Source organism: Burkholderia sp. Bp9140 (assembly GCF_003853425.1).
In the GTDB taxonomy this organism is placed as follows: Bacteria; Pseudomonadota; Gammaproteobacteria; order Burkholderiales; family Burkholderiaceae; genus Burkholderia.
Window position 1 is genome coordinate 26,376 of the sequence record NZ_QTPQ01000016.1, and the last position, 16,994, is coordinate 43,369.

Consider the following 16,994-nt stretch of genomic DNA (forward strand, 5'->3'; position numbering starts at 1 on the left):
ATAGGTTTCAAACGTCGCGATGCAGGTTACAAGCAAAAATAATCACAAGAAATTTGGAAATATTTGGGGATGTTTCCGCCTGAAATATCGAGCCGGAACAGACTTGAATCGGCCCGGCGAAGCGGAAATATCGACCGCCCTTCACGCGACGATCCGTAGAAAATGCCGCTCCAGCCCGTCCGACGGGGCGCACAGCCTGCAAACCTTTCATGTCGCGATTGAAACGACCGGCATTTGAATGTTTTCAATCGGATAAATGCCATGCGTTTTTTTGCCGATTTCTTTTCCCTAGAATCGATTTCGACTCAATATTTCATTTAAACGCATGCATTACGTTCACGCATCGGATGCGCGGCGCGCCACGGCATCGGCCGCGCGTCGCGAAGGAGCGGCGCGATGACGGGCATCTCGCGCACCGCCGACCTCGCCCCGCCGCAACACGGCCGCATCGTGCAACTCGACGGGTTGCGCGCGATCGCCGTCGGCGCCGTGTTCCTGCAACACGCGCTGAAGGCGCCGCTGTGGATGGGCGTCGACCTGTTCTTCGTGCTGAGCGGCCTGCTGATCACCGGCATCCTGCTCGATCGCAAGGCGCGCGGGCAGTCGTACTTCAGCCACTTCTACGCGCGCCGCGTGCGCCGGATCCTGCCGCCGTACGTGCTGCTGCTGGTCGTGTCGACGCTGCTGTTCGGCGCGAGCTGGCTGCCGCACTGGCCGTGGTTCGCGTTCTTCTCGACCAACATCGGCCTGTCGCTCGGCAGCATCGGCCACGACAGCCTGAACGTGCTGTGGTCGCTCGCCGTCGAGGAGCAGTTCTACATCTTCTGGCCGTTCGTCGTGCTGTGGTGCTCGGAACGCGCGCTGCTGTGGATCGCCGCCGCGCTGATCGTCGCGGCGCCCGTGCTGCGCGCGATCGCGACGCCGTGGTTCGATTCGTTCTGGCCGATCTACTACCTGACGCCGTTCCGGATGGACCTGCTCGCCGCCGGCGCGCTGCTCGCGATCGTGCTGCGCCGCGACCGGCGCGCGCTGGAACCGTTCTACCCGCTCGCGATCGTCGGCGCGCTCGTGTCGCTCGCGATCCTCGGCTGGCTGCACCTGTCGTTCCCGCGCTTCCGCGCGGCGAACACGCCGATGTCGAATGCCGCGCTCTACAGCATCTCGCTGCTGCTGTGCACGTCGATCGTCGTGATCGCGCTGCGCGGACGCGGCTTCGTGCAGCGCGTGCTGACGAACCCGCTGCTCGTGTACGTCGGCACCGTCAGCTACACCGTCTACCTGATTCACCTGAGCGTGCTGTACGCGCTGTGGCCGCTGCACCTGAACCGCTTCGTCACGGCCGCGCTCGCACTCGCCATCACGCTCGCGTACGCCACCCTGAGCTGGTACGGCTTCGAGCGGCGCCTGACACGCGGCCCGGCGCGCCCCACGGTGCCCGCCGCCGCGCGCACGACCGCCTGACTTTCTCAATCCATCGTTTCGACCAGGACATTGCCATGAGCCAAAACCGCAAGAAGGCCATCATCACGGGGATCACGGGGCAGGACGGCGCCTACCTGACCAAGCTGCTGCTCGACAAGGGCTATGAGGTCACGGGCACCTACCGCCGCACCAGCTCGGTGAACTTCTGGCGCATCGCCGAGCTCGGCGTCGACACGCACCCGAACCTGTCGCTCGTCGAGCACGACCTGACGGACGCCGGCTCCAGCCTGCGGCTGCTCGAACGCACGCAGCCCGACGAGCTGTACAACCTGGCCGCGCAGAGCTTCGTCGGCGTGTCGTTCGACCAGCCGGCGACGACCGCCGAAGTCACGGGCCTTGGCCCGCTGAACCTGCTCGAGGCGATCCGCGTGGTGAGCCCGAAGACGCGCTTCTACCAGGCGTCGACGTCCGAGATGTTCGGCAAGGTGCAGTCGATCCCGCAGACGGAAACGACCGCGTTCTATCCGCGCAGCCCGTATGGCGTCGCGAAGCTGTACGCGCACTGGATGACCGTGAACTACCGCGAATCCTACGACCTGTTCGGCTGCAGCGGCATCCTGTTCAACCACGAATCGCCGCTGCGCGGCCGCGAGTTCGTCACGCGCAAGATCACCGACACCGTCGCGAAGATCAAGCTCGGCAAGGCGACCCGGCTCGAGCTCGGCAACCTCGACGCGAAGCGCGACTGGGGCTTCGCGCTCGAATACGTCGAAGGGATGTGGCGGATGCTGCAGGTCGACGAGCCCGATACCTACGTGCTCGCGACCAACCGCACCGAGACCGTGCGCGACTTCGTGCGGATGGCGTTCGCGGCCGCCGGCTACCAGCTCGAATGGACCGGCAAGGGCGAGCAGGAGCGCGGCCTCGACGCGTCGAACGGCAACGTGCTCGTCGAAGTGAATCCGAAGTTCTACCGCCCTGCCGAAGTCGACCTGCTGATCGGCTGCGCGGACAAGGCCAAATCCAAGCTGGGCTGGGCGCCGGAGACGACGCTCGAACAGCTCTGCCAGATGATGGTCGAAGCGGACCTGACGCGGAATCGTCACCATGACACGTACTGAAGCCGCACGCCCGTCGCGGCGTGCGTTCGTCACGGGCCTGACGGGCTTCACCGGCCGCTACATGGCGCAACGCCTCGAAGCGGCCGGCTACGACGTGTGGGGTACCGTGGCGCCCGGCGCGGCACGGCAGGACGATCCGGCGTTCGCGAACTGCACGCTGCTGCCGGTCGACCTGCTCGATGCGAACGCGATGCGGGCAGCGGCGGCCGATGCGCGGCCCGATGCGGTCGTGCATCTCGCCGCGCGTGCGCATGTCGCGCAGGACGAGCCGTCGCAAACCTACGCGGTCAACATCGCCGGCACGCGCAACCTGCTGGCCGCGCTCGCCGGCCTCGACCGCCGTCCGTCGGCGGTGCTGCTCGCCAGCAGCGCGAACGTCTACGGCAATTCGACGGCCGGCGTGCTCGACGAGACCGTCGCGCCCGCGCCCGCGAACGACTACGCGGTCAGCAAGCTCGCGATGGAATACGCGGCGAAGCTGTGGGCCGACCGGCTGCCGATCGTGATCGCGCGGCCGTTCAACTACACGGGCGTCGGCCAGGACGACGCGTATCTGCTGCCGAAGCTCGTGTCGCACTATGCGCGCAACGCGCCGCGCATCTCGCTCGGCAATCTCGACGTGAGCCGCGATTTCTCCGACGTGCGCGACGTGACGGCAGCCTATCTGAAGCTGCTCGAAGCCGCGCCGGCCGGCGAGACGTTCAACGTCTGCTCGGAGCGCGCGTATTCGCTGAAGGAAGTGCTGGCAATGCTGTCGAGGATTGCCGGCTACGTGATCGACGTGACGATCTATCCGCGTTTCGTGCGGCACAACGAAGTAAAGCGCCTGAGCGGGTCGCGCGACAAGCTGCGGCGCGCGGTGGGCGAGCTGCCCGCGACGCCGCTCGACGACACGCTGCGCTGGATGATGGAAGCGATGCGCAATGTGCAGCGGCCCGAGCAGGTTGGGCAGACCGGCTGATTCCGGCAACACAACGCGCGTTCGTCGCCAGTCAAAAGAAAACGGGCCGCTCTGTCGAGCGGCCCGTCGTCATGTCGGCCCTGAAATCGGAGCCGCCGCGCTCAGCCCTCGAGGCCGCGCGCGAGATCGTTGCGCACGTCGCCCGCATGCTCCAGGCCGACCGCGAGACGGATCAGCCCTTCCGTGATCCCCGCGGCCGCACGCGCTTCCGGCGTGATGCGCGCGTGCGTCGTCGTCGCCGGATGCGTGATCGTCGTGCGCGTATCGCCGAGGTTGCCGGTGATCGAGATCAGCTTCGTGCTGTCGATCACGCGCCACGCGTTCGCGCGCTGCTGCTCGGGCGTGTCGCCCTTCAGCTCGAACGACACGATCGCGCCGCCCGCCTTCTGCTGGCGCTTCGCGAGTTCGTGCTGCGGATGCGATTCGAGCCCCGGATAGAACACGCGTGCGACGGCCGGATGCGAATCGAGCCAGCGCGCGATTTCCAGCGCATTCGCCGACTGCTTCTCGACGCGCAGCGACAGCGTCTCCATCCCCTTCAGCAGCACCCACGCGTTGAACGCCGACAGCGTCGGCCCCGCGCTGCGCACGAACGGGAACACCTTGCCCATGATGAATGCCTTCGAGCCAACCAGCGCGCCGCCGAGCACGCGGCCCTGGCCGTCGAGGAACTTCGTCGCCGAGTGCATCACGACGTCCGCGCCGAGCTTCAGCGGCTGCTGCAGCACCGGGCTGCAGAAACAGTTGTCGACGACGAACAGCGCGTTCGCGGCCTTCGCGATCTTGCCGATCGCCTCGATGTCGGCGAGTTCGGTCAGCGGGTTCGACGGCGTCTCGAGGAAGAACATCTTCGTCTCGGGCCGCACGGCTTCCTGCCACGCGTTCAGGTCGGTCGGATCGACGAAGGTCGTCGTGATGCCGAACTTGCTGAAGATCTGCGAGAACATCCCGAGCGTCGAGCCGAACAGGCTGCGCGAACTGACGAGGTGATCGCCCGCCTGCAGCGCGGACATCACGACCGACATGATCGCGGCCATGCCCGACGCCGTCGCGATGCAGGCCTCGCCGCCTTCGAGCGCGGCGAGACGGTCCTGGAACATGGTGACGGTCGGGTTCGTGAAGCGCGAATAGGTGAAATAGTCTTCCGAATTCGCGAAGCGCTCGGCCGCCTCGGCCGCGCTCGTGAAGCAGAAGCTCGACGTCAGGAACAGCGCTTCCGAATGCTCGTTGAAGTCACTGCTGCGCAGCGTGCCCGCACGCACGGCGAGCGTGTCGAAGTTGAGGGAGTCGTCCATGTTCCGTTTTCCGTATTCGAGGGTCGCGCCGAGGGTCATGCATCAGGCGCGAACCCAGCCACAAAATCAGGCCAAAACAAAAAGCCCGCTATGCGTCGGCATCAGCGGGCTTCGGTGCGGTACGACAGCGATCGACTCGGGCCGGCTGGCGCCGGCCTTCGCTTTAGCTGTTTTGGGAAATCGCCCCGCGTCCGCAAGCTGAATCAAATCGACGCAAGGCCACATCCTATCACGCTTCGTCGGAAGCGTGCGCCGGCATCACTCGACCGACAGCTGCAGGTTCATCTGCGAACGCGCGGTGTCGCCCGCCGTGTCGCGATCGGCCTGCGACGCCGGCGCGAGACGGGCGCGCTCGATCGCATCGAGATACTCGGGCGTCACGGCGCCGGTGATGTAGTTGCCGTCGAAGCACGACGCCTCGAAGCGCTCGAGCTTCGGGTTGATGTCGCGTACCGCGCGGCGCAGGTCGTCGACGTCCTGATAGATCAGGTAGTCGGCACCGATGATCTTCGCGACTTCGTCGTCGGTGCGGCCGTGTGCGACCAGCTCGCCGCGCGTCGGCATGTCGATGCCGTACACGTTCGGGAACTTCACGGGCGGTGCCGCCGACGCGAAGATCACCGACTTCGCGCCCGCATCGCGCGCCATCTGCACGATCTCGTGCGAGGTCGTGCCGCGCACGATCGAGTCGTCGACGATCAGCACGTTCTTGTCCTTGAACTCGATGCTCATCGCATTGAGCTTCTGGCGCACCGACTTCTTGCGCACGGCCTGGCCCGGCATGATGAAGGTGCGGCCGACGTAGCGGTTCTTGAAGAAGCCTTCGCGGTACTCGACGCCGAGCTTCGCGGCGACCTGCATCGCGGCCGGACGCGACGAATCGGGAATCGGCATCACGACGTCGATCGGCACGTTCGGCAGCTCGCGCTTGATCTTCTCGGCGAGGTAGTCGCCCATGCGCAGGCGCACGTTGTAGACGGGCACGCCGTCGAGGCACGAGTCCGGACGCGCGAGATACACGTATTCGAACATGCACGGATTCAGCGTCGGGTGCTCCGCGCACTGCTGGCTGTGGAAATTGCCGGCCCTGTCGATGAAGATCGCTTCGCCCGGCCGCACGTCGCGCACGAATTCGAAACCGATGCCTTCGACCGCCACCGACTCCGACGCGACCATCCACTCGGTGCCGTGTTCGGTCTCGAGCTTGCCGATGCACAGCGGGCGGATGCCGAACGGATCGCGGAACGCGAGCAGGCCGTAGCCGGCGATCAGCGACACGATCGCGTACGAGCCCTGCAGGCGGCGATGCACGCCCGCGACGGCCTTGAACACGGCGGCCGGATCGAGCTCGAGGCCCGTCGTCGCCAGCTGCAGCTCGTGCGCGAACACGTTGAGCAGCACTTCGCTGTCGGAATTGGTGTTGATGTGCCGGCGGTCGATCCGGAACATCTCGTCCTTCAGCTGTTCCCAGTTCGTCAGGTTGCCGTTGTGCGCGAGGATGATCCCGAACGGCGCGTTCACGTAGAACGGCTGCGCCTCGGCTTCGCTCGACGCCGAGCCGGCCGTCGGATAGCGGACCTGGCCGATGCCGAAGGTGCCGGGCAGGCTGCGCATGTTGCGCGTGCGGAACACGTCGCGCACCATGCCGTTCGCCTTGTACATGTGGAAATTGCTGCCGTCCGCCGTCGCGATGCCCGCTGCGTCCTGACCGCGATGCTGCAGCAGCAGCAGGCTGTCATAGATCAGCTGATTGACCGGGGATTGGGAGATAACACCTACGATGCCGCACATGGCATGTCCTTCAAGATGACAAAATCGGTTCCGTCCTGCCCGGCCGCGTCGTCACACGCGCACATACTGGGCCATGCCGTCGGGCAGGAGCTGCTTCAGCTCGTGCACGCCCTGTTCGGCGAAAGGACGCAATAGCGCATTGCGCCAGAAATCCTGTTTGGGCAATTCGGTCAGCCCGGCCGCCGCGACCAGCAGCACCACCAGCACGCAGCCGCGGACGAGCCCGAACATCATGCCCAGCGAACGATCGACCCCGCCGAGGCCCGTCGCCTGCGCGATCCGCGACAACAGCGCGTTCGCAACGCCCGCGACGAACACGACGCCGATCACGATCAGCGCGAACGCGAGCACCCACTGTGTCAGCGCGCCGCCCGGCCAGTTCGCCGGAATATACGGCACCACCAGTCCGACATAGCGGGCCGCGATCACGACCGCCGCGATCCAGCCGATCAGCCCGAAAATCTCCGAGACGAAACCGCGCCATGCGCCACGCAGCGCAGACAACGCGATCACCGCCAATACAGCGTAGTCGAAAGCCGTCAGCATCGCACGTTACTGCGTGAGTCCGGCTTCGCGCACCTTCGCGATCGCGGCGGATGCCGCCGCACGATCCGCGAACGGGCCGGCACGCAGCAGTGTAGCCGCGCTGCCGTCCGCCTGCTTGCTGTGCTCGACATATGCGGGCACGCCCGCCGATTTCAACTTGGTGGCCCACGAACGGGCCGTCGCGGCGTCCTTGAACGAACCGAGCTGCACCGCGAAGCGCGCACCGGCCGGCGATGCCGGCGACGACGCGTCGCCGCTGTCGGCCGCGGCGTCGGCGTTCGCGACCGCCGCGGGCGCCGGCTTCGGCGCGACCGGCTTCGCCGCGGGGGCGGCCGCGGCCGGCTTGGCAGCGGGCTTCGGCGGCGTCACGCTCGCCGTGGTCGTCGAGGTCGTGGTATCGGGTTTCGCGGCCGGCTTGGCCGCATCCTTCGCCGCGGGCGCTGGAGCGGCCGCCACCGCGACATCGGAGGCCGGCAGTTCGTCGTGCGCGACGCCCGCCTGCACGTCGGACGCGTCGTCGTCACGCGACGCGACCGCCTGGTGCGCAGGCCGGTTCGGAATATCGATCGCGATATCGTCCGTCACCGGCTTCGGGTGCGAATCGAGCACCATCGGCAAGACGATCACCGCGGCGACGACGAGCGCGATCGCGCCGACGAGACGCCGGCGGGCGCGTTGCTTTTCAGGAAGGGTCGGATCGAGGAGCAGTGCGTCCGATTCCGGACGCTCGGTACGGCGCGTGCGTCGCTCGACGCGTTCAGTGCGCTCCGTGCGCACGTTCCGGGAGGCCCCGGTACGACCGCCGCGCCGGGTGGGCGCGTCGTCGTCTTTCTTGCCGAACGAGAAAATTCCCATGAATGGCTGAGTCCGAAACTGCCCGTCAGTCAGTGTTGCTGCGATTTCCGGTAGGCCATCACACCTGCCACCGTATGGAAACTGCCGAAAACCACGATTCTATCATTCTCGGATGCTCTTTTTAGTGCATCGCGAAACGCTTCGGCCGGCGACGCGAACCGCGTCACGCTCGAATCGGCCCCCTCCTCCACGCCGGCCTTGCGCAGCGCGGCTTCGAGTTGCTCCGCGCTCGCCGCGCGCGGCAGCGGCAGGTCGGTCACGCACCAGTGGTCGATCTCGCCCTTGAGGTGCCGCAACACGCCGTCGATGTCCTTGTCGTGCATCGCGCCGAACACCGCGTACGTGTACGGGAAGAAGCCCATGTTGCCGAGGTTCTGCTCCAACACGGCCGCCGCGTGCGGGTTGTGCGCGACGTCCAGCACGATCGCCGGCTTGCCGGGCAGCACCTGGAAGCGCCCCGGCAGCTCCACGTTCGCGAGCCCGAGCCGGATGTCCTGCGCGGACACCGGCAGCACCGGGCGCAGCGCCTCGAGCGCGGCCAGCGCGGCCGATGCATTGATCAGCTGGTTCGCGCCGCGCAGCGCCGGATACGCGAGCGCCGGATAGCGCTTTTCGCGGCCGAGGTAGCTCCATTGCTGGCGCTCCGCGCCCGGCTGCGCTTCATAGCGGAAATCGCGGCCGACCAGCCACAGGTCCGCGCCGATCGCCCGGGCATGGTCGACCAGCGTGTTCGGCACCGCGGGATCGCCGCAGATCGCGGGCTTGCCCGCGCGGAAGATCCCCGCCTTCTCGAACGCGATCTTCTCGCGCGTGTCGCCGAGGTATTCGGTGTGATCGATGTCGATGCTCGTGACGATCGCGCAATCGGTATCGATGATGTTGACCGCATCGAGCCGGCCGCCGAGGCCGACTTCGAGGATCACTGCATCGAGCCCGCGCGACGCGAACAGGTGCAGGATCGCGAGCGTCGTGAATTCGAAGTACGTGAGCGACACCGGCTCGGGTAGCGACGTGCGCGCGGCTTCGACGGCTTCGAAGTGCGGCAGCAATTCGACGTCGCTGACCTGCTGCCCGTTCACGCGCGCGCGCTCGCCGAATTCGAGCAGGTGCGGCGACGTGTGGCAACCGACCTTGTAGCCCGCATGAACGAGGATCGCCTCGAGGAACGCGCAGGTCGAGCCCTTGCCGTTCGTGCCGCCGACCGTGATCACGGGACACGCGAATTCGAGCTGCAGCGCCGCCTTGACCTGCCCGATGCGGGTGAGGCCCATGTCGATGCCGACCGGGTGCGCGCGTTCGAGATGCGAAAGCCACGCGTCGAGAGTGGGAAAAGTGCTCATCGGATCAAATCTGAATCGGTACCGCCACTACGCCAAAAAAACGAAACGCGCCGCCCGGCGGTTCAGCCGGGCGACGCGCGCGGTTCACAACGCCCGCCTGTCAGGCCAGCGCGTCGGCCGGCTGTCGCTGCAGCAGCGCGAGCAGCTGCGCGATCTCGTCGCGCATCTTGCGGCGGTCGACGATCATGTCGATCGCGCCCGTCTTCAGCAGGAATTCCGCGCGCTGGAAGCCTTCCGGCAGCTTCTCACGAACCGTCTGCTCGATCACGCGCGGGCCGGCGAAGCCGATCAGCGCCTTCGGCTCGGCGATCACGACGTCGCCGAGGAACGCGAAGCTCGCCGACACGCCGCCCATCGTCGGGTCGGTCAGCACCGAGATGAACGGCAGCTTGGCTTCGGCCAGCTTGGTCAGCATCGCGGTGGTCTTGGCCATCTGCATCAGCGACAGCAGGCTTTCCTGCATCCGTGCGCCGCCCGACGCCGTGAAGCAGATGAACGGCACTTGCTGTTCCAGCGCATTCTGCGCGCCGCGCGCGAAGCGCTCGCCGACGACCGAACCCATCGAGCCGCCCATGAACGAGAACTCGAAGCAGGCCGCGACGACGGGCAGCGTGTGGATCGCCCCACCCATCACGACCATCGCGTCGGTCTCGCCCGTCTCGTCCATCGCTTCCTTCAGACGATCGGGGTACTTGCGGCTGTCCTTGAACTTCAGCGAGTCGACCGGCACGATTTCCTGGCCGATTTCATAGCGGCCTTCCGGATCGAGCAGCCCGTCGAGGCGCTCGCGCGCGCCGATGCGCATGTGGTGATCGCACTTCGGGCACACGTGCAGGTTCGCGTCCACGTCGTTGCGGTACAGCACGGCCTCGCAGGACGGGCACTTGACCCACAGACCTTCCGGAATGCCCTTGCGGCTTTTCGGGTCGGTCTGCTTGATCTTCGGCGGCAACAGTTTGTCGAGCCAGCTCATCGTATGGTTTCCTGTTCCGTGGCGGGGCGGACCAATCGGCCCGTTCCCGCTTCCTGTGTTGTGTTTATCGCGCCGTGTCGCCGGCGCCGTCCAGGGCGGCGCGCAGTTCGGCGATGAATGTCTTCAGCGCGGCGGCGGCACCCTCCGGCGCGGCGCTCTCGAGCAGCTGCACCAGGCGGCTGCCGATCACGACGGCGTCCGACACTTCGGCCACCGCACGCGCCGTTTCGGCGTCGCGGATGCCGAAGCCGACGCCCACCGGAACCGGCACGCGCGACTTGATGGCCGGGATTTTACCCGCAATGCTCGAAACATCCAGATTTCCGGCGCCGGTCACGCCCTTGAGCGACACGTAGTACACGTAGCCGCTCGCGATCTTGCCCACGTCGGCGATGCGTTCGTCGGTCGACGTCGGCGCGAGCAGGAAGATCGGATCGATCTGCGCGGCACGCATTTTCTCGGCGAACACGCCCGCTTCCTCGGGCGGATAGTCGACGACGAGCACGCCGTCGACACCGGCCGCCTGCGCTTCGGTCGCGAACGCGTCGACGCCCATCCGCTCGATCGGGTTCGCATAGCCCATCAGCACGACGGGGGTCTTCGGGTCGGTCTCGCGGAAGCGCTTCACGTCGGCGAGCACGCTCCTCAGCGTGACGCCGCGCGCGAGCGCACGTTCCGACGAGCGCTGGATCACCGGGCCGTCGGCCATCGGGTCCGAGAACGGCACGCCGAGCTCGATCACGTCGGCGCCGCCTTCGGCGAGCGCGTGCATGAACTCGACGGTCTTCGCGGGATCGGGGTCGCCGGCCGTGATGAACGGGATCAGGCCCTTGCGGCCTTGTTCGGCGAGTGCGGCGAAGGTTTGCTGAATACGATTCATGGCAATTTTCCTTTGTCGACCGGAGTTAGCGCTTTAGCGCTTACTCCGGTCCCATGCAAAGCAGCGATCGGCACTGCGGCGGCGCGACTCACGCGCACGCCTGCGCGGCGAGCGCGTTCACGCGCTCATGCGCGATCGCACAATAACTTTCGTTGATCTCGTAGCCGACGAAGTCGCGCCCCTGCCGTGCGCAGGCCACCGCGGTCGTGCCGCTGCCCATGAACGGATCGAGCACGCGGCCGCCCGGCGGGCAGCTCGCGAGCACCATCCGCTCGATGATTTCCAGCGGCTTCTGGGTCGGATGATCGACGCGCTCCGCGTGCTGCCGATGCAGGCGCGAGACCGACCAGACGTCCTTCGGGTTGTAGCCCATCTCGAGCCACTTGCTGCCTTCGAACAGCTTGCGCGAGCGGGCCTTCTTCGTGTCGGCGTCGTACGGGATGCGGACCGGATCGAGATCGAAGTAATACGCCTTGGAAACCGCGAAAAAGCCGATGTTGTCGTGCACCGACGTGAAACGGCGCGTCGTGCCGCCCATGCTCGGCACGCGCCGGTCCCAGATGATCTCGTTGACCATCGTGAGCTTCGTCTTCAGGAAGCTGAAGATTTCCGGCGCGTACTGCCACGTGCAGAAGATGTACATCGACCCGCTCGGCTTGAGCTTCGGAATCGCGAGCTCGAGCCACTCGCGCGTCCACGCGAGGAAATCGTCGCCCGAACGCTTGTCCGAGTCGTTGCCGTAGTCCTTGCCGAGCCCGTACGGCGGATCGGCGACGATCAGGTCGATCGACGCATCCGGCAGGCGCGCGGCTTCGGTCGTGAAATCGCGGTTGTGCAGTTCGATCCCGGACGGCAGTGCGCGCGGCACGGCGACGGCAGGCTGCCCCGCCTCCGCTTCGCTCGCGGCCCCGCCGCCCGGCTGTTCGATCAGATCACGCATCGGTCGGGGTCAGAGCGCGATGCCCGATCGCTCGGCGACCGTGTGCATGTCCTTGTCGCCGCGGCCCGACAGGTTGACGAGCAGGATCTTGTCCTTCGGCAACGTCGGCGCGAGCTTCACGCCATACGCGATCGCGTGGCTCGACTCGAGCGCGGGGATGATCCCCTCGATCCGGCAGCAGTCGTGGAACGCTTTCAGCGCCTCGTCGTCGGTGATCGCCACGTACTGCGCGCGGCCGCTGTCCTTCAGCCATGCGTGCTCGGGGCCGACGCCCGGATAGTCGAGACCGGCCGACACCGAATGCGTCTCGATGATCTGGCCGTTGTCGTCCTGCAGCAGGTACGTGCGGTTGCCGTGCAGCACGCCGGGGCTGCCGGCGATCAGCGATGCCGCGTGACGGCCGGTGTCGAGGCCGTCGCCGGCCGCTTCGACGCCGATCAGCTGCACCGACGTGTCGTCGATGTACGGATAGAAGATGCCCATCGCGTTCGAGCCGCCGCCGACGCACGCAATCACCGCGTCCGGCTGCCGGCCGGCGAGTTCCGGCATCTGCACCTTGCACTCGTCGCCGATCACGCGCTGGAAGTCGCGCACCATCGCCGGATACGGGTGCGGGCCCGCGACCGTGCCGATGATGTAGAAGGTGCTTTCGATGTTCGTGACCCAGTCGCGCATCGCTTCGTTCAGCGCGTCCTTCAGCGTGCGCGAACCCGATTCGACCGGCACGACCGTAGCTCCAAGCAGCTTCATCCGGTAGACGTTCGCGGCCTGGCGGCGCACGTCCTCGGCGCCCATGTAGACGATGCACTCCATCCCGAAGCGCGCGCAGATCGTCGCCGTCGCGACGCCGTGCTGGCCGGCGCCCGTCTCGGCGATCACGCGCTTCTTGCCCATGCGCTTCGCGAGCAGCGCCTGGCCGATCACGTTGTTGATCTTGTGCGCGCCGGTGTGGTTCAGGTCCTCGCGCTTCAGGTAGATCTGCGCGCCGCCGAGCGTCTCGCTCCAGCGTTGCGCGTGATAGATCGGCGACGGACGGCCGACGAAATATTTCAGCTCGCGCTCGTATTCGGCGACGAAATCGGGGTCGCTCCGGAATTTTTCATACGCCGTGCGCAGTTCGTCCAGCGCGTGAATCAGCGTTTCGGCGACGAACACGCCGCCATACGGGCCGAAGTGGCCGCGATCATCAGGAAGGTTGTACATGGTGTCACTCTCGATTGGTCGATGCGCGCCGCTTTTCGGGGCCGCACCGACTTGCATCACCCGGCATCCGCTTCGCGCACCGCGCGTACGAACGCCGCCATCCGGGCGTGATCCTTCACGCCCTTCGCGCCCTCCACTTCGATGCCGCTCGAGACATCGACAGCAAACGGGCGCAACTGGCGGATCGCATCACCGACGTTTTGCGCGTTCAAGCCACCACTCAAAACGGCCCGATGCGCGAGCTCTGCGGGAATAAGTGACCAATCGAAGACCTTGCCGCTACCGCCGTAGTCCGGCACCAGGGTGTCGAACAGGAGGCCGCGCGCTTTCGAATAATGAAGAGCCGATTCTACCAAATCGGACGGCTGCGTCGAGGGGCCGACGCGCACCGCGCGCAACCACGGCAGGCGCGCCGCGCGGCCGAGCGTGTCGCACTGCTCGGGCGTCTCGTCGCCGTGGAACTGCAGCACCGTGAGCGGCACGTCGCGCACGACCGCCTCGATGTCGGCTGCCGTCGCGTTCACGAACAGCCCGACCACCGACACGAACGGCGGCGCGAGGCGCGCAAGCTCGGCCGCCTGAGCGATCGACACCGCGCGCGGGCTCTTCGGATAGAACACGAGGCCGATCGCATCGGCGCCGAGTGCCGCGGCGTGCAGCACGTCCTCGGGGCGCGACAGGCCGCACAGCTTGACGCGCGTGCGCGGCGCGAAACCGGTCGCGGCGGAAGTCGAGGGAGACACGGCGTGATCCGTCATGGTTGTGGGTCCAGATCTGCCCAGACGCCGCTCCACGGCACGCTGCCGAGCTGCGCGGGCGGGACGGCGAATTCCGCCGGGTAGCCGACATGGGCGAGATACAGCCCGTCGGCCATGAACGTGGGCGCGGCGAGATTGCGGTCGCGCCCGGCCAGCACGTCGGCGAGCCAGTCCGCCGGATAGCGGCCGCGCCCGACCGCGACGAGGCAGCCCATCAGGTTGCGCACCATGTGGTGCAGGAACGCGTTCGCGCGGAAACGAAAATGAATGAAGTGGCCCGCGCGCCGCACGTCGATCTGGTACAGGTGTTTGACCGGCGTCTTCGACTGGCATTCCGACGACCGGAACGACGAGAAGTCGTGCTCGCCGATCAGGTGCGCGGCGGCGGTGCGCATCGCGTCGTCGTCGAGCGGCGTGTGGATCCAGCCGGCACGGCCGGCCAGCATCGGCGAGCGCACGGGATGCACGTACAGCGCGTAGTAGTAGGTGCGTTCGAACGCCGAGAAACGCGCGTGAAACGTGTCCGGCATCGGCTTCGCCCACTGCACGGAGACGGTCGGCGGCAGGAATGCGTTGGTGCCGCGCACCCACGAGAAATCCGCGCGGTCGAGCTCCGTGTCGAAGTGCACGACCTGTCCGAGCCCGTGCACGCCCGTGTCGGTCCGTCCCGCGACCGTCGTGTGCAGCGGCCCGCACGCGAATTCGCCGAGCGCGCGCTCGAGCGCATCCTGCACGGTCTTGCCGTGCGGCTGCGACTGCCAGCCGCAGAACGCCGCGCCGTCGTACTGAATCCCCAGCGCGATCCGCATCACGCCTCTTCCGCCAGTTTCGCGAGCAGCGCGCGCGCATCGTCGCGCGTCGCGGCGTCGTTCGCGTCGACCACTTCCTGCAGCAATGTGCGCGCGCCGGACAGGTCGCCCAGCTCGACGTACTCGGACGCGAGATCCAGCTTGTTGCGCGCGATGCGCGCCAGCTCTTCCGGCGTCAGCGCCGGCAACGCGGCACCCGGCGCGGACGGCAGATCGAGATCGAAATCCAGCTTCAACGCGCCGAACTGCGCGCCGCCGAGCGGCGGCAGCGACGACGGCGCGGACGGACCACCCGTATGCGGCGCGGGCGTTGCCGCTTCCGGATCCCAGTCGAACGCGTCGTCCTGGTCGGCCGGGTGTTCCGGGGACAGATCGCCCGCGCCAATGGGCGGATGCGACGCGGACTGACCGTTAGTTGCGACTTGCTCGCTTTCGGCTTGCCCTTCCCGCGCGGCCGGTTCGTCCGCCGTACGCGGCGGCAACGGCATGTCGAGGCTGTTGAGCGCGGTGATCGCGTTCTGCATCAGTGCCGCGTGCTGGGCGTCGTTCGTCGAAGGCACCGCAGGCATTTGAAGCAACTTGTCCGCGGCCGCTTCCGTGACAGGCTGCTCGTCGTGCGTGGCCGGTGCTGCGTCGCGCTCCGGCGCGGCGTGCGCGGACGGCGCCTCCACTTGATCGGCATGCGCCTTCCCCCCTTCCGGCGGCGGCGAGAGATCGGCTTCGCGCGTATCGCTCGCCTGCGCCGCTGCCGCGGTAGCCGCGATCAGATTCGCATCGGCGGCCGCGTCGCGGGCAACCGGCGTCTCGGGAAGGATCGGCGGCAACGGGTCGACGGACGACGACGATGCGCCGGCATCGGCAGCAGCCGTCCCGCCGGATTCCGCGGCTACCGCACCGGCAGGCCGCGCTTTGCGGCGCTTGCGCCACGCGAACCCGGCCGCGAGAACGACCACGGCCGCGCCGGCCACTGCAGCCGGACGCCAGTCGATCTGTTCCGAACCGCGCGCGGGCGCGGCTGTCGTCACGGGCGCCGCCGGCCGTACCGACGCCGATGCCGGCTGCACCGCGCTGGCGGCCGCGCCGGACGCCGCTTCGCTCGCGACCGGCGACGATGCGGCAGCGAAGGCACCTGCGTCATTCGCGGCGGGGCGCGGAGCAGCGGGTGCCGGTGCCGGCGTAAGGTTGTTCGTCGCGGCCGGCTTGCCGATTCCGTGCTTCTGCAGCTCCATCAGCACGCGGTTCTTCAGCGCGAGCAGTTGCTGCAGGCTCGACGGTCGCGGTTGCGACGCGCCCGCGACGGGTGCCGCCGCGGACGGTTCGTGCATGCCTTGAGCCGAGCCGCCCGGTGCGGGCTGGGCAGCGGCTTCGCTCGCGGACGACGGGGCGGACTGAATCGCACCGCTCCACACGTGCGGCCCGCTCGCACCGGCCGCAGGCGCTGCCGGCTGAACGGGTTCGACCGTCGACGCGCCATGTGCGGCAGACGCGCCGATCGAAGCCAATGCCCCCGCCGCCCCCGCCCCCGCCGCCGCGACGCTCGCGCCGCTGACCGGCGCCGCATGCGCAGCCGATGCGGCCGGCGCGGTTTGCACGGCCGCCCCCGGGTGCGGCGCGGACGCACCACGCTGCGCGACTGCGACTGCGGCCGTGCCCGACGCGGCGGCCGGCACGACCGCTGCCGATGCAGCGGATGCAGCGGCCGGCACGAGCGCCGCGCCCGTCGCGTCGAGCGCCGGCACCGTCAGCGTCGCGCCGACTTTCAGGCGGCTCGGGTCGTGCTTCATGAACGCCTGCGGATTGGCGTCGAACAGCGCACGGCCGGCGCGCGCGAGCACGCCCGGGTCGTGCGACTGCGTGGCCGCTTTCGCGAGGTCGTTCAACGACTGGCCCGGCTGAACCGTCACGTTGAGCGGCACGGCGCCGCCGGCGGCGGACGCCGGCAGTTCACCGGTGCCGGCCGCCCAGGCCGACGCGGCCGCGCCGAGCGCGAGGATCGCCAGCGCGCCACGCACGGCACGCGACAGACGGGACTGACGCGGAAACAAGGAAATTCGGGACATCGTAGGCTCTATCGCCGCGCGCGGGCGCGGCTCGGATTCG

The 16,994-nt window shown here is 67.6% G+C and carries 16 protein-coding genes; 3 read left to right on the forward strand and 13 right to left on the reverse strand.

Annotated elements, in window-relative coordinates; genetic code table 11:
- Window positions 1-7: 7 nt before the first annotated feature.
- Window positions 8-211 carry a hypothetical protein gene (locus tag DIE21_RS15070; RefSeq protein ID WP_124498455.1) on the reverse strand — a complete coding sequence of 68 codons (204 nt, stop codon included), beginning with the start codon at window positions 209-211 and terminating at the stop codon, window positions 8-10.
- Window positions 212-396: 185 nt separating this feature from the next.
- On the opposite strand from DIE21_RS15070, the gene DIE21_RS15075 reads away from it, so the two are divergent.
- From DIE21_RS15075 to DIE21_RS15085, 3 genes are read left to right on the forward strand one after another with little or no spacing between them, the layout of a single operon-like run.
- On the forward strand, window positions 397-1,461 hold the full coding sequence (locus DIE21_RS15075; RefSeq protein ID WP_124498456.1) for an acyltransferase: 1,065 nt from the start codon (window positions 397-399) through the stop codon (window positions 1,459-1,461).
- A gap of 35 nt (window positions 1,462-1,496) precedes the next feature.
- A complete protein-coding gene (gene gmd / locus DIE21_RS15080; RefSeq protein ID WP_124498457.1) occupies window positions 1,497-2,543 on the forward strand; it encodes a GDP-mannose 4,6-dehydratase in 1,047 nt (348 codons plus the stop codon).
- On the forward strand, window positions 2,530-3,504 hold the full coding sequence (locus DIE21_RS15085) for an NAD-dependent epimerase/dehydratase family protein (protein WP_124498458.1): 975 nt from the start codon (window positions 2,530-2,532) through the stop codon (window positions 3,502-3,504). The genes gmd and DIE21_RS15085 overlap by 14 nt, the downstream gene beginning before the upstream one ends.
- A gap of 101 nt (window positions 3,505-3,605) precedes the next feature.
- On the opposite strand, the gene DIE21_RS15090 is transcribed toward DIE21_RS15085, so the two are convergent.
- The 12 genes from DIE21_RS15090 to DIE21_RS15150 form a co-directional block, all read right to left on the reverse strand.
- Window positions 3,606-4,799 (reverse strand): O-succinylhomoserine sulfhydrylase, encoded by a 1,194-nt coding sequence (locus DIE21_RS15090; protein WP_124498459.1) that lies wholly within the window; start codon window positions 4,797-4,799, stop codon window positions 3,606-3,608.
- Window positions 4,800-5,057: 258 nt separating this feature from the next.
- Window positions 5,058-6,590 carry an amidophosphoribosyltransferase gene (purF, locus tag DIE21_RS15100; RefSeq protein ID WP_124498461.1) on the reverse strand — a complete coding sequence of 511 codons (1,533 nt, stop codon included), beginning with the start codon at window positions 6,588-6,590 and terminating at the stop codon, window positions 5,058-5,060.
- A gap of 51 nt (window positions 6,591-6,641) precedes the next feature.
- Window positions 6,642-7,136 carry a CvpA family protein gene (locus tag DIE21_RS15105; RefSeq protein ID WP_124498462.1) on the reverse strand — a complete coding sequence of 165 codons (495 nt, stop codon included), beginning with the start codon at window positions 7,134-7,136 and terminating at the stop codon, window positions 6,642-6,644.
- 6 nt (window positions 7,137-7,142) lie between these two features.
- Window positions 7,143-7,991: an SPOR domain-containing protein gene (locus DIE21_RS15110; protein ID WP_124498463.1), complete on the reverse strand. Its 849-nt coding sequence runs from the start codon at window positions 7,989-7,991 to the stop codon at window positions 7,143-7,145.
- Between the two features lie 29 nt (window positions 7,992-8,020).
- A complete protein-coding gene (folC, locus tag DIE21_RS15115) occupies window positions 8,021-9,331 on the reverse strand; it encodes a bifunctional tetrahydrofolate synthase/dihydrofolate synthase (RefSeq protein ID WP_124498464.1) in 1,311 nt (436 codons plus the stop codon).
- A gap of 100 nt (window positions 9,332-9,431) precedes the next feature.
- A complete protein-coding gene (accD, locus tag DIE21_RS15120; protein ID WP_044843820.1) occupies window positions 9,432-10,304 on the reverse strand; it encodes an acetyl-CoA carboxylase, carboxyltransferase subunit beta in 873 nt (290 codons plus the stop codon).
- 64 nt (window positions 10,305-10,368) lie between these two features.
- A complete protein-coding gene (gene trpA, locus DIE21_RS15125) occupies window positions 10,369-11,184 on the reverse strand; it encodes a tryptophan synthase subunit alpha (protein WP_124498465.1) in 816 nt (271 codons plus the stop codon).
- A gap of 88 nt (window positions 11,185-11,272) precedes the next feature.
- Window positions 11,273-12,124, reverse strand: coding sequence for a site-specific DNA-methyltransferase (locus DIE21_RS15130; protein ID WP_124498466.1), 852 nt, complete (start codon window positions 12,122-12,124; stop codon window positions 11,273-11,275).
- A 9-nt stretch (window positions 12,125-12,133) separates the two neighbouring features.
- Window positions 12,134-13,327, reverse strand: coding sequence for a tryptophan synthase subunit beta (gene trpB, locus DIE21_RS15135; RefSeq protein WP_124498467.1), 1,194 nt, complete (start codon window positions 13,325-13,327; stop codon window positions 12,134-12,136).
- Window positions 13,328-13,383: 56 nt separating this feature from the next.
- Window positions 13,384-14,085, reverse strand: a complete 702-nt coding sequence (locus DIE21_RS15140; RefSeq protein ID WP_124498558.1) for a phosphoribosylanthranilate isomerase — start codon at window positions 14,083-14,085, stop codon at window positions 13,384-13,386.
- A complete protein-coding gene (gene truA / locus DIE21_RS15145; RefSeq protein ID WP_185640517.1) occupies window positions 14,082-14,894 on the reverse strand; it encodes a tRNA pseudouridine(38-40) synthase TruA in 813 nt (270 codons plus the stop codon). Before truA ends, DIE21_RS15140 begins: the two co-directional genes overlap by 4 nt.
- The gene (locus tag DIE21_RS15150; RefSeq protein WP_124498469.1) at window positions 14,894-16,954 is read right to left on the reverse strand and encodes a FimV/HubP family polar landmark protein; all 2,061 of its coding nucleotides are present in this window, start codon (window positions 16,952-16,954) and stop codon (window positions 14,894-14,896) included. Before DIE21_RS15150 ends, truA begins: the two co-directional genes overlap by 1 nt.
- Window positions 16,955-16,994: the final 40 nt, after the last annotated feature.